Below are 13,679 nucleotides of genomic sequence, written 5' to 3' on the forward strand. Positions count from 1 at the left end.
AGAGCTCTACAAGAACAATTTACGGAGACTGACATGCAATTTTTCGACGATTCCCTGCACCCGGAAAACCAGGACAAGGTAGTCATCACCGTGGCCCCCTATGGCCCGGAATGGATGCCCGAAGATTTCCCCGAAGACATCCCGGTGACCATGGACGAACAGGTCCAGAAGGCCGTGGATTGCTACGAAGCCGGTGCCACCGTACTGCACCTGCACGTGCGTGAACTGGACGGCAAGGGCTCCAAGCGCCTGTCCAAGTTCAACGAACTGATCGCCGGCGTGCGCGAAGCCGTGCCGGACATGATCATCCAGGTCGGCGGCTCGATCTCCTTCGCCCCGGAAAGCGACGGCGAAGCGGCCAAATGGCTGTCCGACGACACCCGCCACATGCTCGCCGAGCTGACGCCCAAGCCCGACCAGGTGACGGTGGCGATCAACACCACCCAGATGAACATCATGGAGCTGCTCTATCCGGAGTACCTGAAGGGCACCTCCCTGGAAAACCCGCTGTACCAGGCGGCCTACAGCGAAATGACCGTGCCGGCCGGCCCGGCCTGGGTCGAGGAGCACTTGAAGCGCCTGCAGGCGACCAATATCCAGCCGCACTTCCAGCTGACCGGCATGCACGCCCTGGAAACCCTCGAGCGCCTGGTGCGCAAGGGCGTCTACCGCGGCCCGCTGAACCTGACCTGGATCGGCATCGGCGGCGGCTTCGACGGCCCCAACCCGTTCAACTTCATGAATTTCGTGCACCGTGCGCCGGACGGCGCCACCGTCACCGCCGAGTCGCTGCTCAAGAACGTCCTGCCGTTCAACATGATGGCGATGGCCATGGGGCTGCACCCGCGTTGCGGCATCGAGGACACCATCATCGGCCAGCATGGCCAGCGCATGACTTCGGTCGAGCAGATCCAGCAGTGCGTCCGCGTCGCCCATGAGCTGGGTCGCGAGGTCGCCAGCGGCAAGGAAGCCCGCGCCATCTACAAGATCGGCGTGCAGTACGACAGCATCGAGGAAACCCTGCGCATGAACGGCATGGCGCCCAACCGCCAGCCGGGCCAGAAGTCCGTCCCGCTTCGCGCGTGACAGGCTCCGGTGCGGGTTCTGCCAGTAACCCGCACCGGTTTTACCCCAGAAGAAGAACAAGAACCTGATTACTCGCCTGGAGAGGTAGCGTCATGGCCATCCACTCCGTCGCCCTGGGCGACATTTCCGCCACCACGCCCAGCGTGCCGCGTCGTTATGCCTGGGTCGTGTTCGCCCTGACGTTCGGCCTGCTGATTTCCGACTACATGTCCCGCCAGGTGCTCAACGCCGTCTTTCCGCTGATCAAGGGCGAATGGGCCCTGAGCGACGCCAAGCTTGGCCTGCTCAGCGGCATCGTCGCCGTCATGGTCGGCCTGCTGACCTTCCCCTTATCGCTGCTCGCCGACCGCTGGGGCCGGGTGCGCAGCCTGTCGCTGATGGCCATGCTCTGGAGCCTGGCGACCCTGGGCTGCGCGCTGGCGCAGACCTTCCCGCAGATGTTCGCCGCACGCTTCTTCGTTGGCGTCGGCGAGGCGGCCTACGGCAGCGTCGGCATCGCCGTGGTGATCTCGGTATTCCCCGCGCACCTGCGCGCCACCCTGACCGGCGCCTTCATGGCCGGCGGCATGTTCGGCTCGGTGCTGGGCATGGGCCTGGGCGGCGTGCTCGCCGCTCACATGGGCTGGCGCTGGGCCTTTGCCGGCATGGCACTGTTCGGCCTGTTGCTGGCGTTGCTCTATCCGCTGGTGGTGAGCGAGAAGCGCATCGCCCCGGTGGCCGCCGCCGAGGCGCCGCGCCAGGCCGGTGGGCGCTCGCTGCGCAGCCTGTTCGGCAGTCGTTCGGTGGTTGCCGCCTACCTGGGCAGCGGCCTGCAACTGTTCGTCGCCGCCGCCGTGATGGTGTGGATTCCCAGCTACCTGAACCGCTACTACCACCTGGACACCGACAAGGCCGGACTTATCTCGGCGGTGATCGTGCTGGTGGGCGGCAGCGGCATGGTGCTCTGCGGCATCCTCTGCGACCGCCTGGGTCGTGCCAATCCGCCGCGCAAGATCGCCCTCGCCATCGGTTTCTGCCTGGCCAGCTGCCTGCTGCTCTCGGTGGCGTTCCACCTGCCGCCGGGCGCGACGCAACTGAGCCTGCTCGCCCTCGGCATGCTGGTGGCCGCCGGCACCTCAGGGCCGTCCGGCGCCATGGTGGCCAACCTCACCAGCCCGGCCGTGCACGGCACCGCCTTCGCCACCCTGACCCTGGCCAACAACCTGCTGGGCCTGGCGCCCGGCCCGCTGCTCACCGGCGTACTGGCCGATGCGGTGGGACTGGACCGCGCGTTCCAGATCGTCCCGCTGCTGAGCATCTTCGCCGCGCTGGTGTTCATCTACGCCCGGCGCCACTACCACAGCGATATCTGCCGCCTGCGCGGCGAGGAGGAGGGCGCATGATGCCGACGCTGAACCTGGACATGACCTTCGACTTCATCTGCCCCTGGTGCCTGATCGGCAAGCGCAACCTGGACAGCGCGCTGCGCCTGCTGGCCCGGCAGCGTCCGGAACTGGACGTGCGGGTGAACTGGCTGGGCTTGCAGTTGCTGCCCCAGGTGCCAATGGAGGGTGAGCCCTTTGCCGCGTTCTACCAGCGCCGCCTGGGCGGCAAGCGGGCGGTGCGCGCGCGCCAGATGGAAGTGCGCGACGCGGCCCGGCAGGCTGGCGTGGAGATCGACTTCGAGCGCATCCGCAGCATGCCCAACACCACCTACGCCCATCGCGTGTTCCAGCGCGCCGCCCAGCTGGGCAGCCAATCGCAGCTGGAGCGCCTGCTGGAGCTGCTGTTCCGTGCGCATTTCCAGCTTGGCGAGGACATCGGCCAGCGCGACACGCTGCGCCGCATGCTGCGCGCCTGCGACTACATCCCCGAACAGTTCGAAGAGGCCCTGGCGGACGGCGCTCGGGCCTTCATCGGCCGTCGCGTGGGCCTGGCGGACTCCAGCGTGCCGCTGTTCCTGCTCGACGGGCGTGCCTTCGCCCTCGGCGGGCAGAGCCCGGACCAACTGCTCGTGGCCTTGCTGCGCGCCTTCGATCGGCAGGAGGCGCTGTCGGCATGAGCTATGAGCTGCACATTCCGAGCGAACGCCTGCCCGCGCCGGGCGGACGCAGCCTGTTCCATCACGACAAGGGCATCGTCCTGCTGTTTGACGTCGAGGGCTGCCTGTATGCCATCGACGACCGCTGCCCCCACGCAGGGGCTTCGCTGTTCACCGGCCGCCTCGACGGCCGCTGGCTGCAATGCCCGGCGCATGGGTTGAAGTTCAATCTGGACACGGGTTGCCCGGCGGGCCTCAAGGGCTTCGGCGTGCGCCGCTATCCCATCGAGTGGCGCGCCGACGAGTGCTTCCTGCTGCTCGACGAGACGATCGCCGAGGGAGCTTCCGCATGAGCACCGCTGTTATCTCCGCGCTCGGCACCCGCAGCCGCACCCTGCTGCCGGGGCTGCTGGTCAGTGCCATGGTCGCCGCCGCGGCGACCTTCCTCTCCGAACACTATGGCGCGCCGGTGATGCTGTTTGCGCTGCTGCTGGGCCTGGCGCTGAACTTCCTCGCCACCGACAGCGTGTGCAAGGCCGGCATCGAGTTCACCGCCCGCGAGATCCTGCGCCTGGGCGTGGCGCTGCTGGGCATTCGCATCACCTTCGGGCAGATCGCCGAACTGGGCTGGCAGCCGGTGGTGATGGTCGTGGTGCTGGTGACGGTGACCATCCTGGTCTCCATCGCTGCCGCCCGCGCCATGGGGTTCAACTTCCTCTTCGGCCTGCTCACCGGTGGCGCCACGGCCATTTGCGGCGCCTCGGCGGCTCTGGCCCTGGCGGCGGCGCTGCCAGCCCACACGCAGAAGGAAAAGGCCACGCTGTTCACCGTTCTCGGTGTTTCGGCGCTCTCGACCCTGGCGATGATCCTCTACCCGATGATCGTCCACGCCCTTGGGCTGCCGCCGTTGCAGGCGGGTATCTTCCTCGGCGGCACCATCCACGACGTGGCCCAGGTGGTCGGCGCCGGTTACAGCATCTCGCCGGAAGTCGGCGACAGCGCCACGGTGGTCAAGCTGATGCGGGTGGCCATGCTGCTGCCGGTGATCCTCTGCGCGGCGATGATCACCCGCGCCCGGGGCGTCGAGCCGGGCGACAAGCGTCCGCCGCTGTTGCCCTGGTTCGCCGTGGGTTTCGTGCTGCTGGCGGCAATCAATAGCACCGGTGTCCTGGCGCCGGTGGTGCAGCAGGCGGGCAGCAAGCTGTCGCAGTGGTGCCTGGTGATTGCCATCGCGGCATTGGGCATGAAGACCCAGCTGCGCGCCCTGGCGACGGTGGGGATCAAGCCGATCCTGCTGATGGTGGGGGAGACGGTGTTCCTGGCGGTGCTGGTGCTGGGGATGTTGAAGATCGCGGGCTGATGAGTGCCCTTGAGTGCTGATCGCGGACGGAGTCCGCTCCTTCGAGATACATCTGCATTTGGGGCGGCCCTCACCCTAACCCTGGCTGCGCGCCTCGCTCAGAGGGAGAGGGGACCGTTCGGTGCAGGATGAAACCTTTGCGTCAGTCGGCTCGGACTGCCCCCTCTCCCTAAGGGAGAGGGCTGGGGTGAGGGGGATGCGTCGGCACGGACTCCCCAGAAGAAGACTGTTGCTCCTACGAAGAGCGCTCTGAGCTTTGTCCTGTAGGAGCGAGCTTGCTCGCGAACCGAGCGGCCCCTCGGAAGGAAATCACTCCGACTCCCGCCCCGTATGCTCCCGCCGCCAGGCCGCCGGCGACATGCCGTACTGAATGGTGAACCAGCGCGTAAAGGAACTGGGCATCCCGTACCCGAGCAGGTCGGCGATACGGCTGAGCGAGTAGCGCGGGTTTTCCATGTAGCGCAGCACCAGCTCGCGGCGCACTTCGTTGATCAGGTCGGAGAAGGTCACGCCGTTCTCCTCCAGGCGGCGTTGCAGGGTGCGAACGTTCAGCCCCAGCGACTGGGCGATCTGCTCGATGGTGGCGCGGCCCATGGGCAGCAGCAGGTAGATGGCCTTGCGCACCTCGTTCAAGGTGCTGCCGTCGGTGGCACCGGGCAGCGAATCGACGAAGCTGCGCGCGTGGCGGGCCATGGCCGGGTCGGCCATGGGGTTGGCGGCGTCGAGGTCGGCCGCCGGGATGACGATTCCGTTGAACTCGCTGCCGAACTCGATCTTGCAGCCGAACAGGCGCTTGTGCACCTGCAGATCGGCCGGCGCGTCGTGGGTGAGGTTCACGCTCATCGGCCGCCAGTGCGAGCCGAGGAGGGCGGCGCAGAGACGGTAGAGGGTGCCGATGGCCAGTTCGATGCCCTGGCGCATGGGCATCGGCGGCACGGTGATGATCTCTTCGCGCAGGATCGCCGTCTTGCCTTCCTGGTCCACGTACAGGGCCAGCGACTCGTTGATCAGGTGGCGGTACTGGACGATGGTGTCGATGGCTTCGCGCAGGGTCGCCTGGTGGGTGATCAGCAGGCTGATCACGCCGAAATCGGCGAGCTGGCGGGATTCGGCCATGCGCAGGCCGAAGGTCTCGCAGCCGCAGGCGCGGGCCGATTCTTCCAGCAGGCTCACCACCGGGGTGATGGGCACGCGCTGCTCGGGGTGCTCCAGCATGGACAGGCTCAGACCGACCTGGCTGAGCTGATGCTGGGGGTTGAGGCCGAGGTGGCGGGCCACCTCCAGGTAGTTGGTCAGGGCCGCAATACGAACCATTGGGGTCATGCCGATCGCCTTCTTGTTCTTGTGGCTGCGTCGCACCGGTGGGGTCTGTCACGAAATGACAGGTGCGTAACCCTCACCGGAGCACGTTTGGCTTGTTCGCTGACGACAGATTGTATCGGCGAGTTCAGTAAAGCGTGTACGAAGTTTTGCATATCGACCAGCGCTATTGACTGCTCTCGAACGGCCCTAGCTCGCGTGATGCGTGGGATCTGGCCTACGCACAGAGTGCCGGATGACATCCGCGCTGTCATCAATTGCGAAGTGCCTGACGTTCTATGCAAAGCAGCGTAGCCGGGCTGCCTCTACTGTCTTGTCCAACAAGTTCGAAAATAGCTGCAAGGTGACCCGGTGAAACACAACAACTCCACCACCGTCCTCATCGTTCCCGGCCTGCGTGATCACGTGGCCGAACACTGGCAAACCCATCTCGAGGCCCGCCTGCCGAATGCGCGCAGCGTGCCGCCACTGACCGAGGACAAGCTGGACCTCGATGCCCGCGTCGCTGCCATCCAGCATGAGCTGGCGCAGATCGACGGCCCGGTGATCCTGGTCGCCCACAGCGCCGGCACCCTGATGGTGGCGCACTGGGCGGCCCGCCACGACCGTCCGATCAAGGGCGCGCTGCTGGTGACCCCGCCGGACCTCGAAGGCCAGTGGCCGGAGCACTACCCGAGCCCGGCGAGCCTCGCCGAGCGCGGCTGGGCACCACTGCCGCAGCAGCCCTTGCCGTTCCCGACCCTGGTGGCGGCCAGCGACAACGATCCGCTCGCCACGCCAGAGGCCGTGCAGCGCCTGGCCGACACCTGGGGAGCAAGCCTGGTGGAGCTGGGCCATGTCGGCCACATGAACCCGGCCTCAGGCTTCGGTGACTGGCCGGAGGCGGAAAACCTGATCCAGATGCTGGATCGCTGATCCTGACAGGAAGTACACGTTCCGGCGCCTGGCGCCGGGGCGGGCTCGCGTGCGCCCTGAAGGCGGCGCGGGCGAGGGCCGCGGGACGGGCCCGGATAGCGTCCCGATAACAACAAGAAATGGAGCACACGCATGCACTACCAGAGCAACCCACCGCGGCGGCTGCGCCGTTGCCTGCTCGCCACGGCGATTCTCGGCGCTTTCGGCGGCACCACGGCCCAGGCGTTCGAACTGAACACCGGCAACCCGGACATTGCCGTCCGCTTCGACAACACCGTCAAGCTCAGCTATGGGCAGCGGGTCGAGGCGGCCAACAGCAAGATCGCCGGCACCGCCAACACCAACGACGGCGACCGCAATTTCTCTTCCGGCAGCCCGGTGACCCAGCGCTTCGACCTGCTCAGCGAGCTGGACTTCGTCTACCGCGACAGCATGGGCTTCCGCGTCAGCGCCGCCGGCTGGTATGACAACGCCTACGAAGACGTCGGCTCGAGCAACCCGTTCCCCGGCCAGAAGGGCAACGCCGGCCACCTGGTCAGCAAGAACGGCACCGTGATCGCTCCGCGCGGCGCCCAGCCGGTCACCGACGGCCTGAGCAACTTCGCCGACCGCTACTACAACGGCCCCTCCGGCGAGCTGCTCGACGCTTTCGTCTTCGGCAGCCGCCAGATCGGTGACGACATGCTGCTCAGCGGCAAGCTCGGCCGCCACACCGTGTACTGGGGCGAGACCCTGTTCAGCGCCGCCAACGGCATCAACTACGGCCAGTCGGCCCTGGACCTGGGCAAGCTGTACAACGTGCCGGGCACTGAGGCGAAAGAGCTGTTCATGCCGCGCAACCAGCTTTCCGCGTCGCTGACGGTGAACCCGGAACTGACCCTGGCCGCGCAGTACTTCCTCGAGTTCGAGAACTCGCGCTTCCCCGAAGGCGGCACCTACATGGGCCCCTACGACATGCTCAACGACGGCGGCAACGTGTTCTGGCTGCCGCTGCCTTCGCTCAATGCCTTCTACGGTGCGCCGCGCGGCCACGATCGCGAGCCGGACAACACCGGCGACTACGGCCTGATGGCCAAGTGGAGCCCGGAATGGCTCGACGGCACCCTCGGCTTCTACTACCGCAAGACCTCCGACACCCTGCCGGCGGTGCTGGTGGACGCGCCGAACCTGCAGAAGCCGGGTCTGGCTGGCCTGAAGGACATGAACTACTTCACCGCCTACGCCGACGACATCGACATCTATGGCATCAGCCTGTCGAAGGAAGTCGGCGGGGTGAGCGTCGGCATGGACCTGAACTACCGCGAGAACATGCCGCTGGCGAGCAACTTCACCACCGTCAACTCGACGCTTTACAACGCCGCGCAGAAAGGCCTGGTCAATGGCGCCAACCTGATCGGCTCGCTGCCCAGCGACGGCGACACCGGCCTCGCTCGCGGCCGCACCTTCCACGTAGTGCTCAACGGCCTGGTGACCTTCGGCGCCACGCCGCTGTGGGACGCCTCGTCGCTGGCGGTGGAGGGCACCCTGACGCACCTGATCCAGGTCACCGAAGGCGAGCAGACCTTCAAGGGCGACTCCAGCTACCACGGCGTGGACAAGGTCACCCCCAATGCCTACGCCATGTCCGCCAACTTCACCCCGACCTGGTACCAGGCCTTCCCCGGCGTCGACCTGTCCATGCCGCTGGCCTACAACGTCGGCCTGCACGGCAACTCGGCGGTGCAGCTGGGTGGCAACGAAGATGCCGGCAGCTACTCGGTCGGCGTGGCGGCGGACTTCCACCAGAAGTACCGCGTCGATCTGAAGTACGTCGACGCATTCGGTCCCTTCGATACCTGCGAAAGCGGACGCGACAACAACACCCCCGGGGCTAATGGGCAGTACCAGTGCATCCCCGGGCAGATCACCTCGCAGGGCGGCCTCGCGCCCCTGCTGAAGGACCGCGGCATGGTGACCGCGTCCCTCAAGGCGACCTTCTGATTTCACCCCAGGCTCCCTACCCGGAGCAGGAGAAAAACAGCATGAACTTCAAGCCCACCCTGATCGCCACCGCCCTCGGCCTGACCCTCTGCGGTCTGGCCCAGGCCGCCGTCTCGCCCCAGGATGCCGCCCAGCTGGGCACCACCCTGACCCTGGTCGGCGCCGAAAAGGCCGCCAGCAGCGACGGTTCGATTCCCGCCTACAGCGGCGGCCTGACCAGCGCCCCGGCCGGCTTCAAGGCCGGCGACAGCATGCGCCCGGACCCCTTCGCCGGCGAAAAGCCGCTGCTGGTGATCGACGGCAAGAACGTCGACCAGTACAAGAACGAGCTCTCCGCCACCACCGTCGAGCTGGCCAAGCGCTACCCGAGCTTCCGCGTCGACGTCTACCCGACCCACCGCACCGCCGTGCTGCCAGACGCGGTGCTGGAGAACAGCAAGAAGAACGCCGTCGCCACCCAGTCCCTGGAAGGCGGCACCGCCATCGACAACGCGCTGCCGGGCGTGCCGTTCCCGATTCCGAAGACCGGCGCCGAGGCCATGTGGAACTTCCTGCTGCGTTACCAGGGGGTGAACATCAAGGCCAAGTACGACTCCTGGAACGTCGACTCCTCGGGCAGCGCGAACCTCGCCACCACCGGCCAGGCCTTCATCAACTACCCGATCTACGAGAACCTCACCCAGCCGGTGAAGGGCTCCGAGGTCTACTACCAGATGAAGCTGTACTACAGCGGCCCGGCCCGCCGCGCTGGCGAGGCGATGATGCTCAAGGACGCCGCCAACCCGCTGCAGCAGCCGCGCCGCGCCTGGCAGTACCTGCCCGGCCAGCGCCGCGTGAAGCTGGCGCCGAACCTGGCCTACGACACCCCGAACCCAGGCATGGCCGGCGCCGGCACCTACGACGACGTGTTCGTCTTCAACGGCGCGCTGGACCGCTACGACTGGAAACTGGTGGGCAAGCAGGAAATGATCGTGCCCTACAACACCTACCGCCTGACCTACACCAGCGACATCAAGCCGGTGGTCACGCCCAATCACCTGTCGCCGGACTACGTGCGCTGGGAGAAGCACCGCGTGTGGGTGGTCGAGGGGACGCTGAAGTCCGGTGCGCGGCACATCTACGCCAAGCGCCGCTTCTACCTCGACGAGGACAGCTGGGTTGCCCTGGCCTCCGACCAGTACGACGCCCGTGGCCAGCTCTATCGCGGCTCCTTCGCCTTCCTCAGCCAGAGCTACGACAAGCACATCCCGGACGCCACGCCGTTCATGATCTACGACCTGACCGCCGGCTCCTACAACATCAACGGCGTCGTCGGCCCGTACGGCGGCATCACCTACATCGATCCGCTGGCCGCCACCCAGTGGTCGCCTGAAGCCCTCGCGGGCAGCGGCATTCGCTAAGCGGATGAGTCCGTTCGCGGCGACCTGCCAGGTCGCCGCGCCTTTCCCCTCGAGGTAGCCGTATGCAATTTCCCTTCAAGCTCGCCCTGGCTTCTGCCGGGCTGGGACTGGCGCTGCTCGCCGGTCATGCCGGCGCCGGTGAATTCGTCGACGTGCTGGACCTGCCTTCGCAGCCCACCGCACTGGCCATGAGCAGCCCGCTGGCGGCCATCGCCCGGGCCGACAAGCGCCTGGTGGTGGTCGGCCAGCGCGGCCACATTCTCTATTCCGACAACGACGGCAAGGACTGGCGGCAGGCCGAAGTCCCGGTTAGCTCCGACCTCACCGCCGTGCGCTTCCCCACGCCGCGCGACGGTTGGGCGGTGGGCCACGACGGCGTGGTGCTGCACAGCGCCGACGGTGGCGAAAACTGGACCCGCCAGCTCGATGGCCGGGCTATCGGCCAATTGATGCTCGATTACTACACGGCCAACCCCCAGGCGGATAACGAAACCCTGCTGGAGCAGTCGCGGCGCATGAAGGAGGAGGGGGCGGACAAGCCGTTCCTCGACCTCTGGTTCCGCAACGCCCAGGAGGGTTTCGTGATCGGCGCCTTCAACCTGATCCTGCACACCACCGATGGCGGGCGCAGTTGGGAGCCCTGGAACCATCGCATCGACAACCCGCAATCGCTGCACCTGACTGCCATGTCGGCGGTGGGCGGGGACCTGTTCATCGTCGGCGAGCAGGGCCTTCTGCTCAAGCTCGACCCGCAGGGCCAGCGCTTCGTCGCGCTGAATTCGCCGTACAAGGGCACTTTCTTCGGCGTGCTCGGCAAGCCCGGCCTGCTGTTCGCCTATGGCCTGCGTGGCAACGCGGTGCGCAGCGTCGACGGTGGCGCGAACTGGAGCGAGGTGGCCACCGGCCTGCCGGTCAGCCTCACGGCGGCCAGCGAAGGCGCCGACGGCGGCATCTACCTGTTCAGCCAGGCCGGCCAGGGGCTGCTCAGCCGCGACGATGGCGCCACCTTCAAACCGCTGACCCTGGCCCAGCGCACGCCGGTCAGCGGCGCCCTGGTCAGCGGCGACAGCCTGCTGCTGGTGGGCAACCGCGGTCTGCAGCGCAGCGCGCTGCCGCTCTCCCAATAAGAACAAGACGAAGAGACAGCCTCCTATGGTCGACCTCAAGCAAGGGCAGCTGCCCGTCATCAGCGATCTGCGGGACTTCGATGCGCACAGCGGCAGCCCGCTGGAGCGCCTGGTGTTCAACCACCGGCTCCTGTTCATCAGCCTGATCGCCCTGGTCACGCTGCTGCTCGGCTGGATGGCGGTGACCCGCCTGGAGATCAAGCCCAGCTTCGAGAAGATGATCCCGCAGAGCCACCCCTACATCCGCAACTACCTGGAGAACCGCGGGGCGCTGCGCGGCCTGGGCAACTCGGTGCGGGTGGTGGTGGAGAGCCGCGACGGCGACATCTTCGCCCCCGCCTACCTGGACACCCTCAAGCAGATCAACGACCAGCTGTTCCTCAGCCCCGGCGTCGACCGCGCCTGGATGAAGTCGCTGTGGTCGCCGGCGGTGCGCTGGACCGAGGTGACCGAGGAAGGCTTCCAGGGCGGCCCGGTGATGCCCGACGGCTATGCCGGCGACACCCCGAGCATCGCCCAGTTGCGCCAGAACATCGCCCGCGCCGGTATCGTCGGCAGCCTGGTGGCCAACGATTTCCGTTCGAGCATGCTGGTGGTGCCGCTGCTGGACCACGACTCGGCCACCGGCAAGGGCATCGATTACCAGCAGTTCTCCCACCAGCTCGACGCGCTGCGCCTGAAGTACGAGTACCAGGGCGACCAGCGTGCCTTCGACGCCGGCGAGCCGGGCAAGGGCAACGTACGCATCCACGTGATTGGCTTTGCCAAACTGGTCGGCGACCTGATCGACGGCCTGGTGCGGGTGATGATGTTCTTCGGCCTGGCGGTGGTTTCCGCCTTCGTCATCATCCTGCTCTACACCCGCTGCCTGCGCAGCAGCCTGCTGGTGATCGTCTGCTCGCTGCTGGCGGTGATCTGGCAGCTGGGCCTGATCGCCTGGCTGGGCTACGCGCTGGATCCGTACTCGATCCTGGTGCCGTTCCTGATCTTCGCCATCGGCGTGTCCCACGCCACGCAGAAGATGAACGGCATCATGCAGGACATCGGCCGCGGCACCCACCGCCTGGTGGCCGCGCGCAACACCTTCCGCCGCCTGTTCCTGGCCGGGGTCAGCGCGCTGCTCTGCGACGCCGTGGGCTTCGGCGTGCTGATGCTGATCGACATCCCGGTGATCAAGGCCCTGGCGATCACCGCGAGCATCGGCGTGGCGGTTCTGGTCTTCACCTCGCTGCTGCTGATGCCGGTGGCGCTGTCCTTCATCGGCGTCAGCCCGCGCGCCGCCGCCCGCGCCCTGCGCGAAGAGCAGCAGGAAGCCCGCGAGCAGGGCCTCGGCCGGCTGTGGAGCCTGCTCGACCGCTTCACCGAACGGCGCTGGGCGAGCATCGCCCTGGCGGTCGCCGCGCTGATCGGCGCCGGCAGCTTCATGGTCAGCCAGCACCTGAAGATCGGCGACCTCGACGCCGGCGCGCCGGAGCTGCGCGCCGACTCGCGCTACAACCGCGACAACGCCTACATCACCGGCCACTACGCGCTCTCCAGCGACCTGTTCGCGGTGATGGTGAAAACGCCGGCCGAGGGCTGCCTGAACTACAAGACCCTGATCCTCGCCGACCGCCTGGGCTGGGCGCTGCAACAGCATCCGGGGGTGCAGGCGAGCGTGTCGCTGGCCGACGCGGTGCGCCAGATCACCGCTGGCACCTACGAGGGCAACCCCAAGTTCGCCAGCCTGCAGCGCAACCAGGACGTGCTCAACTACTCGGCGCAGCAGGCCTCGGTGAATACCCCGGAACTGTTCAACACCGAATGCTCGATGATGCCGGTGATCGCCTTCCTCAAGGACCACAAGGCCAAGACCCTGGAAGAAGTGACGGCGATCGCCGAGGACTTCGCCAAGGCCAACAGCACGCCGGACCGCCAGTTCCTCCTCGCCGCCGGCAGCGCCGGCATCGAGGCCGCCACCAACAGCGTGGTGCACCAGGCCAACCGCACCATGCTGCTGTACATCTACGGGGCGGTCAGCCTGTTCTGCCTGATCACCTTCCGCAGCTGGCGCGCAACCCTGGTGGCCATGCTGCCGCTGGTGCTGACCTCCATGCTCTGCGAGGCGCTGATGGTGTTCCTCGGCATCGGCGTGAAGGTGGCGACGCTGCCGGTGATCGCCCTGGGCGTAGGCATCGGCGTGGACTACGCGCTCTACCTGCTCAGCGTGCAGTTGCAACTGCAGCGTGCCGGCTTCCCGCTGTCGATGGCCTACCAACAGGCGGTGATCTTCACCGGCAAGGTGGTGGCGCTGGTAGGCGTGACCCTGGCCGCCGGGGTGATCACCTGGGCCTGGTCGCCGATCAAGTTCCAGGCCGACATGGGCATCCTGCTGACCTTCATGTTCCTCTGGAACATGCTCGGGGCGCTGCTGCTGATTCCGGCGCTGTCGCACTTCCTGTTGAACGACAGGAAGCGCTGATCGGGGCGCA

The 13,679-nt window shown here is 66.9% G+C and carries 11 protein-coding genes; 10 read left to right on the forward strand and 1 reads right to left on the reverse strand.

Annotated elements, in window-relative coordinates; all coding sequences use genetic code 11:
- The first annotated feature begins 33 nt into the window (after positions 1-33).
- From ACNFBT_RS22810 to ACNFBT_RS22830, 5 genes are all read left to right on the forward strand, one after another.
- Positions 34-1,086, forward strand: a complete 1,053-nt coding sequence (locus tag ACNFBT_RS22810) for a 3-keto-5-aminohexanoate cleavage protein (protein ID WP_416753010.1) — start codon at positions 34-36, stop codon at positions 1,084-1,086.
- Between the two features lie 92 nt (positions 1,087-1,178).
- Positions 1,179-2,468 carry an MFS transporter gene (locus tag ACNFBT_RS22815; protein ID WP_416753011.1) on the forward strand — a complete coding sequence of 430 codons (1,290 nt, stop codon included), beginning with the start codon at positions 1,179-1,181 and terminating at the stop codon, positions 2,466-2,468.
- Positions 2,465-3,127: a DsbA family protein gene (locus ACNFBT_RS22820; protein ID WP_416753012.1), complete on the forward strand. Its 663-nt coding sequence runs from the start codon at positions 2,465-2,467 to the stop codon at positions 3,125-3,127. The genes ACNFBT_RS22815 and ACNFBT_RS22820 overlap by 4 nt, the downstream gene beginning before the upstream one ends.
- Positions 3,124-3,459, forward strand: a complete 336-nt coding sequence (locus ACNFBT_RS22825; RefSeq protein WP_416753013.1) for a Rieske (2Fe-2S) protein — start codon at positions 3,124-3,126, stop codon at positions 3,457-3,459. The genes ACNFBT_RS22820 and ACNFBT_RS22825 overlap by 4 nt, the downstream gene beginning before the upstream one ends.
- Entirely contained in the window at positions 3,456-4,466 is a 1,011-nt protein-coding gene (locus tag ACNFBT_RS22830) for a YeiH family protein (RefSeq protein WP_416753014.1), read from the forward strand. The genes ACNFBT_RS22825 and ACNFBT_RS22830 overlap by 4 nt, the downstream gene beginning before the upstream one ends.
- A 309-nt stretch (positions 4,467-4,775) precedes the next feature.
- On the opposite strand, the gene ACNFBT_RS22835 is transcribed toward ACNFBT_RS22830, so the two are convergent.
- Positions 4,776-5,780: an AraC family transcriptional regulator gene (locus ACNFBT_RS22835; RefSeq protein WP_416753127.1), complete on the reverse strand. Its 1,005-nt coding sequence runs from the start codon at positions 5,778-5,780 to the stop codon at positions 4,776-4,778.
- Between the two features lie 357 nt (positions 5,781-6,137).
- Between ACNFBT_RS22835 and ACNFBT_RS22840 the strand changes: the two genes are divergently transcribed.
- The 5 genes from ACNFBT_RS22840 (at position 6,138) to ACNFBT_RS22860 (ending at position 13,669) form a co-directional block, all read left to right on the forward strand.
- Positions 6,138-6,701, forward strand: coding sequence for an RBBP9/YdeN family alpha/beta hydrolase (locus ACNFBT_RS22840; RefSeq protein WP_416753015.1), 564 nt, complete (start codon positions 6,138-6,140; stop codon positions 6,699-6,701).
- 132 nt (positions 6,702-6,833) lie between these two features.
- Entirely contained in the window at positions 6,834-8,681 is a 1,848-nt protein-coding gene (locus tag ACNFBT_RS22845; protein ID WP_416753016.1) for a DUF1302 domain-containing protein, read from the forward strand.
- 41 nt (positions 8,682-8,722) lie between these two features.
- Positions 8,723-10,081, forward strand: a complete 1,359-nt coding sequence (locus tag ACNFBT_RS22850; protein WP_416753017.1) for a DUF1329 domain-containing protein — start codon at positions 8,723-8,725, stop codon at positions 10,079-10,081.
- Between the two features lie 62 nt (positions 10,082-10,143).
- On the forward strand, positions 10,144-11,208 hold the full coding sequence (locus ACNFBT_RS22855) for a WD40/YVTN/BNR-like repeat-containing protein (protein ID WP_416753018.1): 1,065 nt from the start codon (positions 10,144-10,146) through the stop codon (positions 11,206-11,208).
- A 25-nt stretch (positions 11,209-11,233) separates the two neighbouring features.
- Entirely contained in the window at positions 11,234-13,669 is a 2,436-nt protein-coding gene (locus tag ACNFBT_RS22860; protein WP_416753019.1) for an efflux RND transporter permease subunit, read from the forward strand.
- The last annotated feature ends 10 nt before the right edge of the window (positions 13,670-13,679 follow it).

The sequence above is a fragment of the Pseudomonas sp. NY15181 genome, assembly GCF_048068055.1.
GTDB lineage: Bacteria > Pseudomonadota > Gammaproteobacteria > Pseudomonadales > Pseudomonadaceae > Pseudomonas.

What these genes read in the sequence shown, in the direction of transcription:
- ACNFBT_RS22850 (WP_416753017.1), top strand. Translation starts at nt 8,723, where the DNA reads ATGAACTTCAAGCCCACCCTGATCGCCACCGCCCTCGGCCTGACCCTC.
- ACNFBT_RS22810 (WP_416753010.1), top strand. Translation starts at nt 34, where the DNA reads ATGCAATTTTTCGACGATTCCCTGCACCCGGAAAACCAGGACAAGGTA.
- ACNFBT_RS22860 (WP_416753019.1), top strand. Translation starts at nt 11,234, where the DNA reads ATGGTCGACCTCAAGCAAGGGCAGCTGCCCGTCATCAGCGATCTGCGG.
- ACNFBT_RS22835 (WP_416753127.1), bottom strand. Translation starts at nt 5,780, where the DNA reads ATGGTTCGTATTGCGGCCCTGACCAACTACCTGGAGGTGGCCCGCCAC.
- ACNFBT_RS22830 (WP_416753014.1), top strand. Translation starts at nt 3,456, where the DNA reads ATGAGCACCGCTGTTATCTCCGCGCTCGGCACCCGCAGCCGCACCCTG.
- ACNFBT_RS22815 (WP_416753011.1), top strand. Translation starts at nt 1,179, where the DNA reads ATGGCCATCCACTCCGTCGCCCTGGGCGACATTTCCGCCACCACGCCC.
- ACNFBT_RS22845 (WP_416753016.1), top strand. Translation starts at nt 6,834, where the DNA reads ATGCACTACCAGAGCAACCCACCGCGGCGGCTGCGCCGTTGCCTGCTC.
- ACNFBT_RS22855 (WP_416753018.1), top strand. Translation starts at nt 10,144, where the DNA reads ATGCAATTTCCCTTCAAGCTCGCCCTGGCTTCTGCCGGGCTGGGACTG.
- ACNFBT_RS22820 (WP_416753012.1), top strand. Translation starts at nt 2,465, where the DNA reads ATGATGCCGACGCTGAACCTGGACATGACCTTCGACTTCATCTGCCCC.
- ACNFBT_RS22825 (WP_416753013.1), top strand. Translation starts at nt 3,124, where the DNA reads ATGAGCTATGAGCTGCACATTCCGAGCGAACGCCTGCCCGCGCCGGGC.